The 18,522-nt window shown below is 67.0% G+C and carries 19 protein-coding genes; 8 read left to right on the forward strand and 11 right to left on the reverse strand.

The genetic code is table 11. From position 1 onward, the window contains the following. Nucleotide 1 precedes the first annotated feature (1 nt). Nucleotides 2-529, reverse strand: a complete 528-nt coding sequence (locus tag D7316_RS08190; protein WP_124707847.1) for an ester cyclase — start codon at nt 527-529, stop codon at nt 2-4. 65 nt (nt 530-594) lie between these two features. On the opposite strand from D7316_RS08190, the gene D7316_RS08195 reads away from it, so the two are divergent. After that, nucleotides 595-1,233 carry a TetR/AcrR family transcriptional regulator gene (locus D7316_RS08195; protein WP_124707848.1) on the forward strand — a complete coding sequence of 213 codons (639 nt, stop codon included), beginning with the start codon at nt 595-597 and terminating at the stop codon, nt 1,231-1,233. Here D7316_RS08195 and D7316_RS08200 read toward each other — a convergent pair. From D7316_RS08200 to D7316_RS08210, 3 genes are read right to left on the reverse strand one after another with little or no spacing between them, the layout of a single operon-like run. Further along, nucleotides 1,226-2,158, reverse strand: a complete 933-nt coding sequence (locus D7316_RS08200; RefSeq protein ID WP_124707849.1) for an LLM class F420-dependent oxidoreductase — start codon at nt 2,156-2,158, stop codon at nt 1,226-1,228. The genes D7316_RS08195 and D7316_RS08200 overlap by 8 nt on opposite strands. 27 nt (nt 2,159-2,185) lie before the next feature. Beyond that, complete coding sequence (locus D7316_RS08205; protein ID WP_269462491.1) at nt 2,186-3,157, reverse strand: cation diffusion facilitator family transporter; 972 nt, start codon at nt 3,155-3,157, stop codon at nt 2,186-2,188. Nucleotides 3,158-3,206: 49 nt separating this feature from the next. Continuing rightward, nucleotides 3,207-3,707: a mycothiol transferase gene (locus D7316_RS08210; protein WP_124707850.1), complete on the reverse strand. Its 501-nt coding sequence runs from the start codon at nt 3,705-3,707 to the stop codon at nt 3,207-3,209. A 140-nt stretch (nt 3,708-3,847) separates the two neighbouring features. On the opposite strand from D7316_RS08210, the gene D7316_RS08215 reads away from it, so the two are divergent. Further along, nucleotides 3,848-5,236 (forward strand): LLM class flavin-dependent oxidoreductase, encoded by a 1,389-nt coding sequence (locus D7316_RS08215; protein WP_232017153.1) that lies wholly within the window; start codon nt 3,848-3,850, stop codon nt 5,234-5,236. Nucleotides 5,237-5,264: 28 nt separating this feature from the next. On the opposite strand, the gene D7316_RS08220 is transcribed toward D7316_RS08215, so the two are convergent. Next, nucleotides 5,265-6,053 carry an alpha/beta hydrolase family protein gene (locus D7316_RS08220; RefSeq protein WP_164473753.1) on the reverse strand — a complete coding sequence of 263 codons (789 nt, stop codon included), beginning with the start codon at nt 6,051-6,053 and terminating at the stop codon, nt 5,265-5,267. A 112-nt stretch (nt 6,054-6,165) separates the two neighbouring features. Here D7316_RS08220 and D7316_RS08225 point away from each other — a divergent pair, with 112 nt between their 5' ends. After that, nucleotides 6,166-7,635 carry a YibE/F family protein gene (locus D7316_RS08225; RefSeq protein ID WP_124707853.1) on the forward strand — a complete coding sequence of 490 codons (1,470 nt, stop codon included), beginning with the start codon at nt 6,166-6,168 and terminating at the stop codon, nt 7,633-7,635. Between the two features lie 17 nt (nt 7,636-7,652). Here D7316_RS08225 and D7316_RS08230 read toward each other — a convergent pair whose 3' ends face one another. Both D7316_RS08230 and D7316_RS08235 read right to left on the reverse strand, forming a co-directional pair. Next, entirely contained in the window at nt 7,653-8,531 is an 879-nt protein-coding gene (locus D7316_RS08230) for a hypothetical protein (RefSeq protein ID WP_124711198.1), read from the reverse strand. 145 nt (nt 8,532-8,676) lie between these two features. Beyond that, on the reverse strand, nt 8,677-9,411 hold the full coding sequence (locus D7316_RS08235; protein ID WP_197718201.1) for a TetR family transcriptional regulator: 735 nt from the start codon (nt 9,409-9,411) through the stop codon (nt 8,677-8,679). A gap of 121 nt (nt 9,412-9,532) precedes the next feature. On the opposite strand from D7316_RS08235, the gene D7316_RS08240 reads away from it, so the two are divergent. The 5 genes from D7316_RS08240 to D7316_RS08260 all read left to right on the forward strand — a co-directional run bounded on the left by D7316_RS08240 (nt 9,533) and on the right by D7316_RS08260 (nt 14,752). Further along, a complete protein-coding gene (locus tag D7316_RS08240; RefSeq protein ID WP_124707855.1) occupies nt 9,533-10,612 on the forward strand; it encodes a ferredoxin reductase in 1,080 nt (359 codons plus the stop codon). 4 nt (nt 10,613-10,616) lie between these two features. Further along, the gene (locus tag D7316_RS08245) at nt 10,617-11,822 is read left to right on the forward strand and encodes a fatty acid desaturase family protein (protein WP_124707856.1); all 1,206 of its coding nucleotides are present in this window, start codon (nt 10,617-10,619) and stop codon (nt 11,820-11,822) included. 37 nt (nt 11,823-11,859) lie between these two features. After that, nucleotides 11,860-12,306, forward strand: coding sequence for a hypothetical protein (locus D7316_RS27400; RefSeq protein WP_232016820.1), 447 nt, complete (start codon nt 11,860-11,862; stop codon nt 12,304-12,306). A 9-nt stretch (nt 12,307-12,315) separates the two neighbouring features. Next, nucleotides 12,316-14,181, forward strand: a complete 1,866-nt coding sequence (recQ, locus tag D7316_RS08255) for a DNA helicase RecQ (protein WP_232016821.1) — start codon at nt 12,316-12,318, stop codon at nt 14,179-14,181. 67 nt (nt 14,182-14,248) lie between these two features. Continuing rightward, entirely contained in the window at nt 14,249-14,752 is a 504-nt protein-coding gene (locus D7316_RS08260; protein WP_232016822.1) for a DUF4395 domain-containing protein, read from the forward strand. A gap of 13 nt (nt 14,753-14,765) precedes the next feature. Here D7316_RS08260 and D7316_RS08265 read toward each other — a convergent pair whose 3' ends face one another. The 4 genes from D7316_RS08265 to eno all read right to left on the reverse strand — a co-directional run bounded on the left by D7316_RS08265 (nt 14,766) and on the right by eno (nt 18,385). Next, a complete protein-coding gene (locus D7316_RS08265; protein WP_269462492.1) occupies nt 14,766-15,899 on the reverse strand; it encodes a Ppx/GppA phosphatase family protein in 1,134 nt (377 codons plus the stop codon). Then, nucleotides 15,896-16,411 (reverse strand): DUF501 domain-containing protein, encoded by a 516-nt coding sequence (locus D7316_RS08270; RefSeq protein ID WP_124707858.1) that lies wholly within the window; start codon nt 16,409-16,411, stop codon nt 15,896-15,898. Before D7316_RS08270 ends, D7316_RS08265 begins: the two co-directional genes overlap by 4 nt. Beyond that, on the reverse strand, nt 16,408-16,944 hold the full coding sequence (locus D7316_RS08275) for a septum formation initiator family protein (protein ID WP_124707859.1): 537 nt from the start codon (nt 16,942-16,944) through the stop codon (nt 16,408-16,410). The genes D7316_RS08270 and D7316_RS08275 overlap by 4 nt, the downstream gene beginning before the upstream one ends. Nucleotides 16,945-17,101: 157 nt before the next feature. Next, nucleotides 17,102-18,385, reverse strand: a complete 1,284-nt coding sequence (gene eno / locus D7316_RS08280) for a phosphopyruvate hydratase (RefSeq protein ID WP_124707860.1) — start codon at nt 18,383-18,385, stop codon at nt 17,102-17,104. Nucleotides 18,386-18,522 lie beyond the last annotated feature (137 nt).

Genomic DNA, 18,522 nt, shown 5'->3' on the forward strand with positions numbered 1-18,522 from the left:
GTCAGCGCGCGACCTTGTCGGCACGGACGGCCTCCCGCTTGGCCCGCAGACACTTCAGCAGGTAGCGCGGCGTCGGCGGGACCCACCCCAATTGTTCACCCATACCCATGTCGTCGCGATTGGCCCAGTGTTCGATGCACAAGCCGTCCCGCATGCGGACCCAATGCGTCTGCGTGACCGCGAAGGTCCGACCGGTCGGCGCGAAAGCGTGCTTCACGGAAGCATTCTCGTCGTAGACGACGAACGGGCCGGTGTGTCGCCCCGACATCGTCGTATGGATGACGACGAGATCACCCTCCGCGACCACCTCATGCGGCTCGTGATGCAGGTCCGCGAAGGCCGACCGCAGCCACAGTGCCGTCGCCCACACCGCGTCCGGCCCGGTGCCCCGACACGCCGGCGGCTCGTCGATCGCCTCCCGATTCACCATGTCCTGATGCGTGACCGCCTCGATGTCGGCGCGGGTGCCCGTGCCCATGATCGTCACCGCCCGGACAGCGACGTTCACCGCATCCGATGTCTGCGTCATGACGACCTCCGTGATCCATTTTCATTCCAGTCACCCTGTATTGAAAATCGAGTATTCATTACAGGGTGACTGGAGTCAATGGGCAGCGGGGCTACGACGCCACCGGCCGGCGGGATCGCGCACGACAGCGCCGTCGCGAGATCGTGCTCGTCGCGACCGAGATGTTCGAGCGGCGTGGGTATGCAGTCACCGTCGCCGATATCGCCGAACGAGCGGGGGTCTCCCCGGAGACGATCTACAAGTCGTTCGGCGGCAAGGCCGGACTGCTGAAGGAGGCGTTCGATCAGGCTCTCGCCGGCGACGACGAACCGGTCGCCGTTGCCGATCGTCCCGAATCCCGGGCGATCGACGCCGAACCCGACATCACCACCAAACTGTCGATGTACGCCACCGTCGCGGCCACCCGAAGCCACCGGGCCGGACGGCTGATGCTGGTGATCCGCGATGGTGCGCGGTCGGACGACGCGCTGGCGACACTATGGGCGGACGCGCTGGGACAGCGACTTCGCGGTATGACGATGCTGGCGACGCATCTCGCGGAGACCGGCGATCTGCGGACCGGCGTATCCATGGAGGACGCGCGAGACACGTTGTGGACCTTGATCTCTCCGGAGATCTACGAGTTGCTCGTCGTGCAGCGCGGGTGGTCCGTCGACGGGTATCGGGACTGGATCACCCGCGCGATGATCGCTGAACTCATCTGACGAGCTGCGGCGCGACCTCGTTCGCGACCAGCTCGAGATGGTCGAGATCGGCGAGGTCGAGGGTCTGCAGATAGAGTCGCGTGACCCCGACCTCCCGGTAGCGTTCGATCTTCGCCACGACCTCGTCGGGGGTACCCGCAACACCGTTCTCGCGCAGCTCGTCGACCTCCCGGCCGATGGCCTCCGCACGCCGCGCGAGCTCGGCATCGGTCCGACCGCAGCACAGCACCTGAGCGGCCGAGAACGTCATCGTCTCCGGCCGGCGCCCGGCCTTCGCGCAGGCGGCGCGGACCCGCCCGATCTGCTCGTTGGTCGTCTCGACGGGAGAGAAGGCCGAATTGAACTCGTCGGCGAAGCGCGCGGCGAGCGCCGGCGTACGTTTCTTGCCGGCACCGCCGACGATGATCGGTGGACGCGGCGACTGGACCGGCTTCGGCAGGGCGGGCGAATTGCTGAGCTCGAAATGTGGACCCTGGTGGTCGAACTGACGGCCCGCGGGGGTCTGCCAGAGACCGGTGATGATCTCGAGAGATTCCTCGAGGCGATCGAAGCGTTCGCCGAGCGGCGGGAACGGAATCCCGTAGGCGGCGTGCTCGGCCTCGAACCATCCTGCGCCCAGGCCCAACTCGACTCGCCCGCCACTCATCTGGTCCACCTGTGCGACCGAGATCGCCAACGGTCCGGGGTGGCGGAAGGTGGCCGAGGTGACCAGGGTGCCGAGCCGGATCGCCGAGGTCTCGCGAGCGAGTCCGGCCAGCGTGAGCCACGCGTCGGTGGGCCCGGGCAGGCCGTCGACGTTCATCGCGAGGTAGTGGTCGGAGCGGAAGAAGGCGTCGAAGCCGAGTTCCTCGGTCGCCTGCGCCACCCGGAGGAGATCGTCGTAGGTGGCGCCCTGTTGGGGTTCGGTGAAGATTCGGAGGTCCACGCCTGACAACCTACGCCGCGTCCGCGGTCAGGGCGTCAGCGACGGTTCGTCGGCGGTGGACAGGGTCAGCACCGCCTCGACGATGCTCTCGTCCTGCTCGATCTCGCGCTCCACCTTGCGCAACCGGACGGCGAGGTCGTGCTCGGCCAGGTCACCGGTCATGTCGACCGCGGCAACCAGGTAGTACTGCACCGGACCGACGTACTCGACATGCAGATAGGTGACCCGATCGATCTCCGGACGCGCCAGGAGGGCGGTCAGGATCCCGGTCCGCGTGCCCGGAGTCGCGGCCTGGCCGAGCAGGAACTCACCGTTGCGCTTGATGAGGAACACCGCGATGAATCCGAGCAGGATGCCGACGAGGATCGATCCGATGGCGTCCCACACCGCCTGCCCGGTGATCTGGTGCAACGCCATGCCGGCGGCCGCGATGGCCAGGCCGATCAACGCCGCGGCGTCCTCGAAGAAGACGGCCCGCAACGTCGCATTGGACGTGCGGCTGACGAATCGGAGCGGGTGGATCGAGAATCGCTGCCCGCCCGCCGAGGCCTGCCGCACGGATTGGAAGAACGACACCCCTTCCAGCAACGCCGAAATCGCGAGCACCACGTAGCCGATGAGGTAGTCGGTGTCCTCCTCGGGCGCGGTCAGCGCGGAGATTCCGTGCATCACCGAGACCGCGGCACCGACCGCGAACAGGCCGAACGCGGCGAACATCGACCAGATGTAGGTCTCGCGGCCGTAACCGAACGGATGACGGCCGTCGCGACCCCGACCGCCCCGGCGTTCCGCGATCAGCAGGAAGATCTCGTTGCCCGCATCGGCCCACGAATGTGCCGACTCGGCCACCATCGACGCCGAGCCCGTCAGCGCCGCCGCGATCGACTTGGCCACGGCGATCAGGATGTTCATCGCGAACGCGAGGACGACGGTGAACAACGAATCGTTCGAGGACTCGGCGGCCGACTCATCCGGGGAGGTCGGCGGCGATTTCGTCACACAGGCATGGTCTCACGCCCTACCGCGGTGGACCCGATGCGCACCAATTTCAGCGCCGCAGGCCCCGGACATAGGCCGCCTGCCCCACGTGCTGGGCGTCGTCGTCGACGATGCTGACCAGCCGGACACCCAGCGTCACCGGCGGATCCCAGTTCTCGTCGATCACCGTGTCCAGGTCGGCGTCGGACAGGCTCGTCAGGTAGCCGACGGATGCCTCGTGGGTCGCGTCGTAGTACTGGGCGAGCAACGCCGCCTCGACGACCACCTGCGCGACCTCGTCGGAGGACTGTCCGTAGCCGGATGCCGAGGGCGGGAACGGCAGGCCGAACCGCTCGTGAAATCCCGCGGCCGTCCATATCTCCTCGGTACCGGCGACGCCGGCGATCTGCGCATCCTGTGCGCGCGTGAGGTGCCAGATCAGCCAGGCGATCGTGTTGGCATCGGGTGCGGGGCGAAACGTGAGCTCTTCGGCGGTGACCCCGTCGAGGACGGCGTGGACATTCTCCGAGACACGGGTGAGGCCGTCGATCAAGACTTCGGTGGATCGCATACCTCCACTACTACTCCTGCCATCTGCCGTCCGCCTTTGATTCGCGCTGCGCGCAAACCTGGCGTCGACGCCATCGACCTCGCACCATCGCACGAGTGTCCGAACACTCCCACCGCCAGATCCGTTTCAACGCTTTCGACATGAACTGCGTCGCCCACCAGTCGCCCGGCCTCTGGCGACATCCCGCCGATCGGTCCTGGGACTACAACACGCTCGACTACTGGGTCGACCTCGCGAAGTTGTTGGAGACGGGCGGCTTCGACGGCCTGTTCATCGCCGACGTGCTGGGTACCTACGACGTGTACGCCGGCAACGACGAGGCGGCGATCCGGCAGGGCGCCCAGATCCCGGTCAACGACCCGCTCCTGCTGGTGTCCGCGATGGCTTACGCGACAGAACATCTCGGCTTCGGCATCACCACGGGGACCGGATTCGAACACCCCTACCCGTTCGCCCGCCGACTGTCCACGCTTGATCACCTGACCCGCGGACGCCTCGGCTGGAACGTCGTGACCGGCTATCTGCCGGCCGCCGCGCGGAACATGGGCGCCGACGATCAACTCGCGCACGACAGCCGCTATGACCAGGCCGACGAATACCTCACCGTGCTCTACAAACTCTGGGAGGGTTCGTGGGAGCGCGACGCCGTGCTCCGCGACCGAGCGCAGGGCGTGTTCGCCGACCCCGCCAAGGTCCATCACATCGGGCACCGGGGCGAGCACTACACGGTGCCGGGCATCCACCTGGCAGAACCGTCCCCGCAGGGGTCACCGGTGATCTATCAGGCCGGCGCGTCGCCGCGCGGTCGTCGCTTCGCCGCGCAGAACGCCGAGGCGATCTTCGTCGCCGCTCCGACGAAAGCCATCCTGCGCGAGGTGGTCTCGCAGATCCGCGAGGAGCTGGTGGTGGCCGGCCGAGACCCCTACGATGCGCGGATCTACACGTTGTTGACGATCATCACCGACGCCACCCCAGAGGCGGCACGCGCCAAGGCCGCCGAGTACCAGCGATACGCCAGCGACGAGGGATCACTGGTGTTCATGTCGGGCTGGATGGGTATCGACCTCGCGTCCTACGACCTCGACGAACCGATCGGGAACGTCGAGAGCAACGCCATCCAGTCTGCGGTGGCCGCGTTCCGTCAGGCGTCGGAGTCCGGCAAGGAATGGAGCGTGCGCGACATCGCGGCGTGGGGCGGCATCGGCGGCATGGGTCCGGTTCTCATCGGCTCCGGAGACGAAGTGGCGCAAGCACTCCAGGACTGGGTGGACGAGACCGACGTCGACGGGTTCAACGTCGCCTACGCGGTCACACCGGGCTCGTTCGAAGACATCGTCACCCATGTCGTCCCGGCACTCGAGAAGCGCGGCGTCTACGAGCGCGCGTACGAACCGGGCACGTTGCGACACAAGCTGTTCGGTCGCGGCGACCGACTCCCGGACAACCACCGGGGCGCGTCGTACCGGGTCGGCGGCGCGCTGTCGACGATCGACGACTCCATCCGCTACGCCGGCAGCGCCGCACACTGACCGTCGAAGACCGAGCGATCCTGCGGCATCACGCGTAGTGGGCCACCGCGCCTGCGGCGAGTTGTATGCCGTTGACGCGGTGGCCGGATTCGGAGAACCAGGACGGCCGTCCGTACGCGATGGTGTGCTGTCCGTCGAACAGATACCCGCGGAGCCAACCCGGCGCTTCGGCGTAGGCCTGCCAGAACTCCGGCCTCCACCAGTTGGCCTGGATCTGGGTCGCCTGTTGACCGTTCAGCTGGGCGATCATGTCGTCGAACCATTCGACCGCCCCCTGCTGAGTGATCGAAAAGGACCGGATCTTGTCCGCGACAACCCGCAACGGGGAATCGGCGGGCGCCGACGTGATGCCGTCGACCGGGTTGGCGATCTGGTAGACATCGATCCCCGGTGGCCACGGCGCATGCTGACCGTCCAGACCGAAACCGAACGAAGGTAAGCCGTAGGAGTATCCGGCTCGACGTCCCGGGTCGGCCACGTTGACGACGGCGACCACCATGCAGTCCGCGAACGCCCCGCGCGCCTTGGCCACCAGAAAGTCGGAGACCACGAGAGCGCCGAGACTGTAACCGGACAGGACCACGAGGTGTGGGGTCGCACGTATCGCCGCGGCCAGATTCGCGACGCCTCGACGTCGCGATTCGGCCTCTGACACACCGGATATGTCGCCATACGGGTTGAAGCAGGCGATCGACGCCGGGTAGTCGAGGTCGTGATGATCGACCTGCCCGCCCAGTCGTGCGGCCACCTGATTCAACATGTTGCCGGGCACTCGGGCGTGCTCACCGGTACCGCACACCGTGATGTAGGTGATCATCGCGTTCCCTCTCGTCCGTGAGGCCCGCTGCACCGAGGATAGATCGTCCGACACGCGCGGGGCGGTGATTGCCGACATGGTGAACGCCCCGGCGAGCACATAGGGTGTCGTCGTGAGCCATCCAGGACACGGGCACGGACATTCCCACAGCCTCGCCGAGATCCCGGCGGTGTTGTCGCCGTTCGCCAGATGGGTTGTGATCGTCAGCCTGACCGTCATCGGTCTCGGGGTGGTCGTCGGCGCGGTGGCTCTGTGGCCATCGGGCAGCGACCACGCCATCCCGATGCAGTTCCGCTCCGCCGACGGCGGTTCCATCCGCACCGTCGACGGTCATGTGGTCGACCAGGAGCGTGCGGATTGTCTGAATCCGTTGGCGGGCACCGTCCAGGACGATGCCGTCTTCCAGATCGAGGGCGTCGGAGCGCAGGCACCGTGCATCCAGAGCACTGTGCAACTCGACAGCGGCGACGACAGTGGCCGACACACACTGCTGGAGGTGCCGACCAACCGGGCCCAGTCGGGCACGGAGCCCGGCGCCGCGCCGCCCCCGCAGGGGTCGCTCGACGAGCCGCAGGCCGGCCAGCCGACCCTGCATGTCGGCGACCGGATCAAGCTCAGCATGGTCCCGGGACCCGACGGCAACACCCGGTACACGTTCTTCGACTTCCAGCGGACAGTCCCGACCTTGATCTGGGCGCTGCTGTTCGTCGGTGCCGTGGTCCTCGTGGCCGCGTGGCGCGGTCTCCGCTCGATCATCGGCCTGGCGTTCGCGTTCCTCGTGCTGGGCGTGTTCACCCTGCCCGCCATCCTCGACGGCGAGTCACCCGTCGCCGTGGCGGTGGTGTCGTCGGCCGCGATCCTGTTCGTCGTGCTCTATCTCGCGCACGGTGTCAGCCTGCGCACCAGTTCGGCGCTACTGGGCACCCTCGTGTCGTTGGTGCTGGCCGGGGTGTTGAGCTGGCTCGCGATCGACACGATGCATCTGACCGGACTCTCCGGCGATCAGACCACCAATCTGCAGGTCTACCAAGGAACCATCTCCATCAGCGGACTGCTGCTCGCCGGCTTCATCATCGGCACGCTCGGCGTCCTCAACGACGTCACCATCACCCAGGCGTCGGCGGCGTTCGAACTGGCGGCAGCGGGCGAGCCGACCCGGTTGGCGACGTTCCGCGCGGCGATGCGCGTCGGCCGTGACCATATCGCCAGCACCGTGTACACCCTCGTGTTCGCCTACGCGGGCAGCGCGTTGCCGTTGCTGTTGCTCTTCTCGGTGGCCCAGCAGCCTTTCGGTTCACTCATCACGACCGACGCGGTGGCCGTGGAGCTCGCACGGTCCTTCGTCGGTGGCATCGCCATCGCACTGTCGGTTCCGCTGACCACCGTCATCGCCGCCGCGCTGGCCCGGCCGGCAGGTCACCCTGCGCAGACCGCGGTCGGGCACACAACGGTCGAGCCGGAGCCCACACCCGCGCGACCACGCGTCCGCGACCGTCGTGCCGCACAGATCGAACCGGTGGAGCCGCCCCCGACCATCACCTCGACCGGCCGCCACGCGAAGGTCGACGACGACCAGGTGTGATGTCGATCGGGGTGCGATCAGCACCTTCCCATGGGCAGCTGAACGAGGTTGCGTCCCAACCAGTCCCCCATCCGATTGAGCATCTTGGTGCCATCGGAGAACGAGCCGCTCCGCGGCACCGCCGCCATCGACACCGCGACCTGACCACGCGTGGTGGTGATGACACCCAGCTGGCGCACCAGGTACCCGGCCGACTTCGACGTCGCGGGACCCCAGCCGCCCTTGACGGCAGTCACCGCACCCTGGCTGCGGCCGGTCTTCGCAACGCCCCATTGCTGATTCGCCGCAACCGAACTCATCAAGCGGATCACGTGCTCACTTCCGGGCAGGCACGGGAGATGCGCGCCGAAGCGCGCCTGGTCGGCGAGGGCCCACGGCGTGTAACCGGGGTAGGACGGCGGGTCGTCGGCTTCGGAGGTGACCTGTGTCCGGGCGTCGTGTCCTTCACGCAACACCTCGGTGACCGCGTCGACCGAACTGCGGCCGCCGCCCAACGACCCCCACAGGTCGCCGGCCGCGTCGTTGTCGGAGAACTTGATCGCCTTGTCCTCCTTCATCGCGACCGCGGGCCCGTTCTTGCGCTGCGCCGCGAGCGAGACCGGCACCTTCAGCGTGGACCACGCCCGACCGGTCTTGAGAGTGCCCATACTCATCGCCTGATCGGAGCCGATCGGCACGATCGCGAGCCCCACCTGGCCCGGCAACGACTTCCGCATCGACTTCTGGAGTGTCGCGAAACTCTTCGTCAGCTTCTTCTCGATCGGGACCGGCGGCTCGAAAAGCCGTGCGACCTGCGGCGGAAGGGGCGGTAACTGCGTCGGCCACCAGGGTGGCGATGCAGCTGTGGCGGATGCCGTGCCGAACACGACCGAGCACACGACGGCCAACGCGGTCATCCCGACAGCCAATTTCACACGAGTCACTTGCATCTCCTGAGTCACTTCCGTAACAGGAGGATAGGACGGTTCCGCGTCGGCTACCAGCGACGATGCGGATTTGTATCTTTAGGTGGGGAGAATCGACACCTTGCTTGCGGACCGGTCAGTCCGATCGCGCTCGCCACCGGCCCATCCCGAGGAAGACCATCACCAGCTGACGTTCGGTGCGTTCGACGATCTCGCGCTCAGCCCCACGGCCACGATGATCGTTGTCCAGGAGATCGGCGACCGCGGTGAGCATGATCGTCACGATGAGCTCGGCCGCGATCTCGAGATCTTCCGGCAGCCACGCCGCGAGATCGGGCAGTCGCGACAGGTCGATCGCGAGCTCTTTGGAGAACAGTCGCAGCTCGGTGTCGATGGCGCGTCGGATCTCGGCTATCCCGCCGTGCTGTTCGCGGATGAGGAATCGGAACTGGGACTCGTTGTCGTGGACGTGGCTCAGCAGGATCGCCAGGGAGCTCTGGGCCGTGGGCAGCGCCTGACGCGCCGCCAGATCACGCCGCCCCTCCCGCAGGGTGCGCCGCAGCACCCGCATCGAATCCTCCACCAAGGTGACGCCGAGATCCTCCATCGAGGCGAAGTGACGATAGAAGGCGGTGGGCACGATGCCCGCGCCGCGAGCCACCTCACGCAGGCTGATGCTGGCAAAGCTCCGATCGGCCACCAATTCCATGGTCGCGTCGAGCAACGCCTGACGGGTCCGGTTCTTGCGCTCCGCCCGGGTCTCCGAATCGCCGTCGGCGCGCGATGAGCGCGGACGAGCGGTGTGTCGGGACCTGGTCACGTTCCGAGTGTAGGTCGCGGGCGGATGGAGATCGGTCACGCCTCGCCACATCGCACCCCTCAGGTGACTGCCCTCACAACCTTTTCCGCTTGACGGGCCGACCCGCACCTGTGTCACACTTGTTTGTGTACAGATGTTCACTGAACATTGACACCCGAACGGAGCCCAGCCCATGAGCATCCGAATTCCCGACCTCGTCGGATCCATCGTCGAGGCCGCCCTCTCCCCTCACCCGGTCGACCGTTATCTCGAACTCGTCGACCCGATGATGACCTGGCGCGATCTGCGCGCCAAGGTCGTCGCGGTCGATCACCCGACCAGTCGAACCGTGCGCCTGACATTGCAGCCCACCCGGCAGTGGCAGGGCCACTCCGCGGGACAGTATGTGCAGCTCAGCACTGTTATCAACGGCGTACGTCACGTCCGCTGCTTCTCGCCCGCGAATGCGGCGAACACCCCTTCCGGCGCGCTCGAACTCACCATCACCGCGCACGACGACGGGTTCGTCTCCAGCCACCTGCGTGAGCACGCCCACGCGGGGATGGTGGTCGGTCTGAGCCAGGCCGCGGGCGAGTTCACCCTGCCCGACGATCGGCCCCGCTCGGCGGTCTTCATCAGCGGCGGCAGTGGGATTACACCCGTACTCTCGATGGTGCGCACACTCGTCACCGAAGGTTACCCGGGACCGATCACCTTCGTGCACTACGCACGTACCCCGGCCGATGTCGCGTACCGGGCAGAACTGACCGCACTCGCGGGCGCCACCCCGGCGTTCGATCTTCGACTGCATTACACCCGCGGGGACGATGCCGAGCACTTCACCGCGGCCCATCTCGCCGACATCCCCCGCTTCGACGACGCACACCTGTTCGTCTGCGGCCCGCCGGCGCTGATGAACGCCGTCGACGAGTTCTACGACACCAGCGGACTGACCCAGCCTCTGCACAGCGAGGCGTTCACCCTCGCCGCACCGATCGCCGTCGATCCAGACGCCCCGGTCGACGGCGAACTGACATTCCTGCGTTCCGGCCGATCGGCGACCAACGACGGTCGCACCATCCTCGACCAGGCGGAGTCCGCCGGGCTCAGCCCGGAATCCGGCTGCCGGATGGGGATCTGCTTCTCCTGCACCGCCATCAAGAAATCCGGCTGCACGCGCAACGTGCTGACCGGAGAAACCGACACCGAAGCCGACACGCAGATCCAGCTCTGTATCAACGCGCCTGTCGGCGATGTGGAAATCGAGGTATGAGCACATGACCATCACCAGCAACTCCACCGAAATCGTCCCGACCGCAGTCACTTCCGACCGCGAGTTCGACGATCTGATCACCGACGTCCGCGACCCCAAGCACATCACGTTGAGCTATGAGCAGGTCGAGGCACTCGGCCGCGACCTCGACGAGCTGCGCGCACGCGTCGTCGCCGACCTGGGCGAGAAGGACCGCGAGTACCTGTACTCGGTCATCCGGGCGCAGCGCGGCTTCGAGATCGCGGGCCGCGGCCTGATGTACCTCGGGTTCTTCCCACCGGCCTGGATCGCCGCGGTGGGCGCACTCTCCGTGTCGAAGATCCTCGACAACATGGAGATCGGCCACAATGTGATGCACGGCCAGTACGACTGGATGCGCGAGGACACCTACAACTCCCGCGAGTTCGAGTGGGACACCGTGTGTCCCGCCGACCAGTGGCGACACAGCCACAACTACATGCACCACACCTTCACCAACATCCTCGGCGAGGACCGCGACATCGGTTACGGCATCCTGCGGATGGCGCGCGATCAGAAATGGAACCCCTACTACCTCGGCAACCTGGCGTATGCGACGGGCCTGATGCTGCTCTTCGAGTGGGGCGTCATGCTGCACGACCTCGAGGTGGAGAACATCGTCGCGGGCAAGCGCAAATGGTACGACGTCAAGGGACTCGTGAAGGGCATGTGGCGCAAGGCCGGTCGCCAGGTACTCAAGGACTATGTGGTGTTCCCGGCGCTGACCGGACCGCTGTTCGTCCCGACGCTGGTGGGTAACGCCACCGCCAACCTGGTCCGCAACGTCTGGACGTACTCGATCATCTTCTGCGGCCACTTCCCCAGCGGCGCACAGACCTTCACCTCGGAGGAGTGCGAGAACGAGACCCGCGGACAATGGTACCTCCGCCAGATGCTCGGTTCGGCCAACATCACCGGCAGCCCGCTGTTCCACATCATGAGCGGCAACCTGTCGCACCAGATCGAACACCACCTGTTCCCCGATCTGCCGGCCAGCCGGTACCCGGAGATGTCCGGCGAGGTGCGCGAGATCTGCGAGCGGTACGGCCTGCCGTACAACACCGGATCGTTCAGTCACCAGCTCGGCTCGACGTGGAAGAAGATCGCCAAGCTCTCGTTGCCGAATTTCATGACCCGCGACGACGATGACCTGGTGGTCACCGTGGAGCGTTCGAAGTCGGCGGCTGCGTGACCCCCGGGGTCGTGGCGCCGATGGCACAATGAGCACCATGGTCGACCGCATCGAACGCAACAAGGACCTGGTCCAGGAAGTGGTGGAGTCGACGGCCACCCACGTGGGTCGGATCGCCACCATCATCACCACGGCCGTGGCCGACGTCGCGCGAGAGGTCGGTGACCTGTTCACCGACGGATTCGAGATGCGCGACGCGGCCCGCAAGGCCCGCATGGACGAGCAGCGCGGCATCCTCGACGCGGAACTCGCCGATCCGGAGTCCGAGGCGGAGCCCTCGATCACGGCCGGTGCGGAAGCACTCTCCGCGCCGGCACCAACCGCCACCACCGACGAGGTAGAGGTCGAGGACACGGCAGAAGTCGGCGCAGCCGTCACGCCGGATGCCCGGGACTCGGAACGTGACGTCGAGGACATCCCACAGCCCAGCGTGCCGGTCAGCCCGGAGGTCGAGGCCGAGATCGAGTCCGAATACGACGGATAGACTCGCGCGGTGATCGACGGATCCCAACTCTCCGAGGAACAACTCGCCGGAACGCCTCTCGAGGTGCTCCGGCGAGTTTTCGGGTACTCCGAGTTCCGGCGTGACCAGGCCGCGATCATCGACCAGGTCTGCGCCGGTGGCGACGCCGTCGTCCTGATGCCCACCGGTGGCGGAAAGAGCCTCTGTTACCAGGTGCCCGCCCTCGTTCGCGACGGGTGCGGGGTCGTGGTGTCGCCACTCATCGCGCTGATGGCCGATCAGGTGGCGGCGCTGCGGGACAACGGGGTGCGCGCCGCCTACCTCAATTCCACCCAGTCTGCCGACGAACGCGCCGAGGTGGAAGCCGCATACAAGGCGGGGACGCTCGACCTCCTCTATGTCGCGCCGGAGCGGTTGAACACCTCGGGCACACGACATCTGTTGCAACAAGGCACGATCGCGCTGTTCGCGATCGATGAGGCACATTGCGTATCGCAGTGGGGGCACGACTTCCGCCCCGATTACCTCGCGCTCGGCGAACTGGCCGAATTGTGGCCGGACGTGCCTCGGATCGCATTGACCGCGACCGCCACGAAGCGCACCCACGCCGAGATCACCGAACGCCTGCACCTCGGCAACGCCCGGCACTTCGTCGCGAACTTCGACCGGCCCAATATCACCTACCGCATCGTCACCAAGTCCGACGAGCGCCGACAGCTCCTCGAGTTCATCCGTGCCGAAGGGGTCGTCGACGGTGTCCCGGCGACGGGCATCGTGTACGCGCTCAGTCGTGCGACAGTGGAGAGGACGGCGGAGTTCCTGGTGTCCCAGGGAATCGACGCGATGCCTTATCACGCCGGCCTCGACCGTCACGTCCGACACCGCACCCTGGAACGCTTCCTCCGCGCCGACGGTGTCGTCGTCGTCGCCACCATCGCCTTCGGTATGGGCATCGACAAGCCGGACGTGCGTTTCGTCGCGCACATCGACATGCCCAAGAGCGTCGAGGGCTACTACCAGGAGACGGGGCGAGCGGGACGTGACGGCCTGCCGTCGGTGGCCTGGATGACCTACGGGCTCAAAGATGCGACCCAGCAGCGACGGTTCATCGATCAGTCCGACGGTGACCTCGCCCACAAGCGGGCCCAGCATCAGCACCTCGACGCCATGCTCGCCCTGTGCGAGACCGTGACGTGCCGACGAGAGCAGATGCTCCGCTATTTCGGCCAGGACGCGCAGCCCTGCGGCAATTGCGACACCTGCCTGAATCCACCGGTCACCTGGGACGGCACGATCGCGGCGCAGAAGCTGTTGTCGACGATCGTGCGACTCCAGCGCGAGTACCGGCAGTCGTTCGGCGCCGGGCACCTCATCGACATACTGCGTGGCGCGGACACCGAGAAGATCCGCTCGTCGGGCCACCGGCAACTCACCACGTATGGGATCGGAAAAGAGTTGGACCGTGGTGGGTGGAACTCGGTTGTCCGACAGCTGATGGCGTCCGGAATCATTGCGCCGCAAGGTGATTACGGCGTGCTGGTCCTCACCGAGAAGAGCGGGCCGGTGCTGCGCGGCGATGCCGAGGTCATGCTGCGCACCGACCCGGTCCGGCCCGCGGGTGGCCGCACCAGGACCGCGAGCCGTGCCGCCGACCTGCCCGAGGCCGACCGCGGCATGTTCGAGCACCTTCGGGCGTGGCGGAAAGCCGAGGCATCCCGCCAGGGTAAGCCGCCCTATGTGGTGTTCACCGACGCGACGCTGCGCGAACTCGCTGCCCGGCGTCCGTCGACCTCCGCCGACCTGCGCACCGTTTCCGGGGTGGGCGACGCCAAACTCGAGCGGTACGGCGATGACGTACTGGCGGCGATCGCGAACTTCGAATTCGACCCAGCGTGAGCTCAACGGTTGGCGACAATCGCCTCCATGTCTACTGTGGGGTTGTCATCCCCCAGGAGGTTGTTTCGTGGCCCGTTCGCTGCCCTCGGCGTTGACGTTCCCCAATCCGGTCAACGACTACGCCGCTCGATCGACCGCTGGACTCGTCATCGTCCTCGCCATCGTCACCGTCGCGGTGAACAACCCGCTGCTCTACGCGCTGCTCGCGCTCGGCTTCCTGCTGCGGGTCATGGCCGGCCCGCGGTACTCCCCGTTCGGACAGCTCTCGGTCCGGGTGATCGTGCCGAAGATCTGGCGCAAGACGAAACTCGTACCGGGCCCGCCCAAGCGGTTCGCCCAGACCATCGGGCTCGTCTTCAGTGGCACCGCCCTGGTGCTGTCCCTACTCGGCCTCGGGTTGGCCGCGCAGATCGTCATCGGCGGGCTGATCATCGCCGCCACCCTGGAGTTCGTGTTCGGCCTCTGCCTGGGCTGCACCGCCTTCGGGTTCCTGCAACGGCACGGCGTCATCCCGGAGACGGTCTGTGAAGCCTGCAACAATCTGTCGCCTCGGGTTCCGGCCGCGAACTGAATCGTCGGATTCCTCAGTCCAGCAACCCCATCGCGATCCCGTCGAGGATGTCGTGCTCGCTCACCACGAGTTCGGTGATCCCCGCTCGTCGCGACAGCACCCGCGCCAGCTCCATCGTCACCAATGACCCACCGCCGATGACGTCGACTCGGCCGGGGTGCATGGGACCGAGCGCGGCACGGTCGGCGCGGGTCATCGCGACGAGTCGGCGGCACACCACACCGAGGTCGTCCAGCGAGATGCGAGACAGATGGATGATCTCGGGGTCGTACTCGCTCAGCCCCGCACCCAGCGCGGCCAGGGTCGTCATCGTCCCGGCGACGCCCACCCACGTGCGGGCCCCTTCGACGGGGACCGCGGCGAACGCGGGATCGAGTCGGGCACGGGCGAATTCGCTGGCAGCGGTCACCTCGTCGTCGGTGGGAGGGTCCGACGGCAGGCATCGCTCGGTCAGCCGGACGCATCCGATGTCGGCCGAGTAGGCCGCGCGGACGCCATCCGCGTCGCCGACCACCACCTCGGTCGACCCACCCCCGAGATCCGTGACCACGAACGGCCCACTCGCAGGATCGAGTTCACCGACCGCACCCTGGAACGACAGACGGGCCTCCTCGTCGCCGGTGATCACCTCGGCGGAGGCGCCGGGGACCACGCGGCCGAGGAGTTCCGCGGTCATGGCGAAGAACTCGTCGCGGTTGGCGGCATCCCGGGTCGCCGACGTCGCCACCATCCGGACGCGTTCCACGCCGGCCGCGACCATGATGTCGACGTAGTCCGCCAATGCTTTTCGCGTGCGCTCGATGGCCGCGGGGGCGAACCGGCCGGTGGCGTCGACACCCTCCCCGAGCCGGACGACCCGCATCTCGCGGTGGATGTCGACGAGTGGGGCGGGTGGGTGATCTCGATACGCCTCCTCGCTACGCTCGTCGGCTACTCGATCAACGGGCAGGAACGAGTCGGCCACTCGATCAACGGGCAGGAACGAGTCGGCCACTCGATCAGCGGGCAGGAACGAGTCGGCCACACCGTCAGCGGGCAGGGACGACTCGGCCACTCGATCAGCGGGCAGGGACGAGTCGGCACGTGCGATGAGCAGACGGATCGAGTTGGTGCCGCAGTCCACGGCACCGACGACCGGTGCGCTCACGTGTCATCTCCGTCGGCGAGCCGAGGCCAGTCGGACGGGATCGCGGTGCCGCGGAGATGTCCGACGGCGGCGAGGGCGACGGCCTCGTCGCCGAGTGGATTGACGCCGGGCCCCTTCGCGAGCGAATGGGCGATCAACACGTGCAGGCACTTCACCCGGTCGGGCATGCCGCCGCCGGTGAAGTCGGTGCCCAGGGACTCGATGGCATCGCGTTCGGCCAGATAGGACTCGTGGGCGCGGCGATAGGCCGCCGCGAGATCCGAGTCAGTGGAGAGCCTCGCGGTCATCTCCTTCATCACGCCCGCCGACTCCTGGCGACTGGCCTCCGCGGTGAGTCGCGGGTCGGTGAGGTAGTAGAGCGTCGGGAACGGCGTACCGTCGGGCAGCCGCGGAGTCGTCTTGATGACCGCGGGCGCACCGTCGGGTGTTCGGTAGCTGACCTCGATCACGCCGCGCGGTTCCCGACCGAGCTGCGTGGTGATCGTGGCCAGGTCCGTCGCCGAAATGCTCACTTGGTGCCGGGTGGGGTCGACACCGACTCCCACAGGTTGCCATACCACGGATTGCGTGCACGCTGCTCCGCCTGCTTCTGTGCGGCCGCCCGCGCGTCGTCGCCGGGGAACATCATCACCAATGCCTTCTCCCCCGGCCGGACGAACTGCAGTCGCTCACGCGCTTTCGCCTCGATGTAGGCCGGGTCGCCCTGTTCGTTCACCTTCTGCTGATAGTCGGTGACCTCGGTGCGCAGCCGATCGTTGCTCGCCCGGAGCTGGTCGAACTCGGCACGCTGCGAGAAGTAGGTCCGCACGGGCATCGCCAGGGTCAACGCGACCACGCTGACGACGAGTGCGAGCACGATCGCGCGTTTGGCGTCGAGCCCTTCCCAACGCGCCGCCAGCGACGCGCGATCGAGCCGGCGTCGCGTGCGCTGACGCCTGATCCGCGCAGCGCTCGACGACGTCGGCTCCACCTCCGCGACGTCCGGCTCCGTCGGGTCCAACTCGGCGTCGAACAGTTCCTGTTCACCGGTCTCGGTCACCGACATGCGTGCCGAGCGCGTCGGCCCCGGACTCACGCCCGGCGATCGGGGCCGGGCGTGACCGCGTGTGGCGCCGGCACGGTCGTAACCGCGCGCGGCACCGCCACGACGGTCCGCCCGAGCCCGATGACGCCGCCTGCCTGATGTCATGGGGTCCAGCTAATCACGAACCGAACGAGAAACGTGGGAACGCGAGGTCCCCCGCATACCGTGCCGCGTCGCCGAGACCCTCTTCGATCCGCAGGAGCTGGTTGTACTTGGCGACACGCTCGCTTCGGGCGGGCGCGCCGGTCTTGATCTGTCCGCAACTGCACGCAACGGCCAGGTCGGCGATGGTGGTGTCCTCGGTCTCACCTGACCGGTGGCTCATCATCGTCTTGTAGCTGTTGTTGTGTGCCAGCGCGACCGCGTCGAGCGTCTCGGTGAGCGATCCGATCTGGTTCACCTTCACCAACAGGGCGTTGGCGACACCCTCGGAGATGCCCCGTTCGAGGCGTTCGGGATTGGTGACGAAGAGGTCGTCGCCGACGAGCTGCACCTTGTCGCCGATCGCCTCGGTCAACGCGGCCCAGCCGGCCCAGTCGTCCTCGGCCAGACCGTCCTCGATGGAGACGATCGGGTAGTCGGTGACCAGCTTCTCGAAGAAGGCGATCATGTCGGCCGACGAGCGGTCCTTCTTCTCCAAGTTGTAGACGTCGTTGGAGAAGAACTCCGTCGCGGCGGCGTCCAGTGCCACAACGACGTCCTGGCCGAACTTGTAGCCGGCCTTCTCGACAGCCTCGCCGATCGCCGCGAGCGCGGCCTCGGTGTGCGGCAGGTCGGGGGCGAAGCCGCCCTCATCACCGAGTGCGGTGTTCATGCCCTGCTTGTGCAGCACCGACTTCAGTGCGTGATACACCTCGGCACCACACCGCACGGCCTCCTTGAACGTCGGCGCACCGACGGGCGCGATCATGAACTCCTGGAAATCGATCCCGTTGTCGGCATGCTCACCACCGTTGATGATGTTCATCATCGGCACCGGCAGGATGTGCGCGTTCGGTCCGCCGAGGTAACGGAACAGCGGTAGACCCGCCGACTCCGCGGCACCCTTGGCCACCGCCAGCGACACACCGAGGATCGCGTTCGCACCGATCCGCCCCTTGTCGGGGGTGCCGTCGCAGTCCAACAGCGCCTGATCCACGAGGCGCTGATCCTCGGCCTCGAGACCGATGACCGCCGGGGCGAGTTCGCCGAGGACGCCTTCGACGGCCTTGGTCACGCCTTTCCCGAGGTAACGCTCACCACCGTCGCGCAACTCGACGGCCTCGTGCTCACCGGTCGAGGCACCGGAGGGAACCGCGGCGCGGGTGAAGGTGCCGTCGTCGAGAACCACTTCGACCTCGACGGTCGGATTGCCGCGCGAATCGAGAATCTCGCGTGCACCGACCTGCTCGATCATTGCCACAGCTGTGCCCCTTTATGGTCGACGGGGTCGACGCCATCGCGACGCCGACAGGTACGGGTGAAAGCCTAATCGGTGGCCGCGGGGTACACGTGGCAAGGGACGGACTGGTCGAGCCGACAGACATCGGGCCGTCGCGG

It is taken from the genome of Gordonia insulae, assembly GCF_003855095.1.
GTDB classification, from domain to species: Bacteria; Actinomycetota; Actinomycetes; order Mycobacteriales; family Mycobacteriaceae; genus Gordonia; species Gordonia insulae.

Bases quoted from the DNA above. Each gene is read 5' to 3' on its own strand.
- D7316_RS08215 (WP_232017153.1), top strand. From the start codon at position 3,848: ATGAACTGCGTCGCCCACCAGTCGCCCGGCCTCTGGCGACATCCCGCC.
- D7316_RS08210 (WP_124707850.1), bottom strand. From the start codon at position 3,707: ATGCGATCCACCGAAGTCTTGATCGACGGCCTCACCCGTGTCTCGGAG.
- D7316_RS08230 (WP_124711198.1), bottom strand. From the start codon at position 8,531: ATGACCGCGTTGGCCGTCGTGTGCTCGGTCGTGTTCGGCACGGCATCC.
- D7316_RS08245 (WP_124707856.1), top strand. From the start codon at position 10,617: ATGACCATCACCAGCAACTCCACCGAAATCGTCCCGACCGCAGTCACT.
- D7316_RS08190 (WP_124707847.1), bottom strand. From the start codon at position 529: ATGACGCAGACATCGGATGCGGTGAACGTCGCTGTCCGGGCGGTGACG.
- D7316_RS08275 (WP_124707859.1), bottom strand. From the start codon at position 16,944: ATGTCGGTGACCGAGACCGGTGAACAGGAACTGTTCGACGCCGAGTTG.
- D7316_RS08235 (WP_197718201.1), bottom strand. From the start codon at position 9,411: ATGTGGCGAGGCGTGACCGATCTCCATCCGCCCGCGACCTACACTCGG.
- D7316_RS27400 (WP_232016820.1), top strand. From the start codon at position 11,860: ATGGTCGACCGCATCGAACGCAACAAGGACCTGGTCCAGGAAGTGGTG.
- D7316_RS08240 (WP_124707855.1), top strand. From the start codon at position 9,533: ATGAGCATCCGAATTCCCGACCTCGTCGGATCCATCGTCGAGGCCGCC.
- D7316_RS08220 (WP_164473753.1), bottom strand. From the start codon at position 6,053: ATGATCACCTACATCACGGTGTGCGGTACCGGTGAGCACGCCCGAGTG.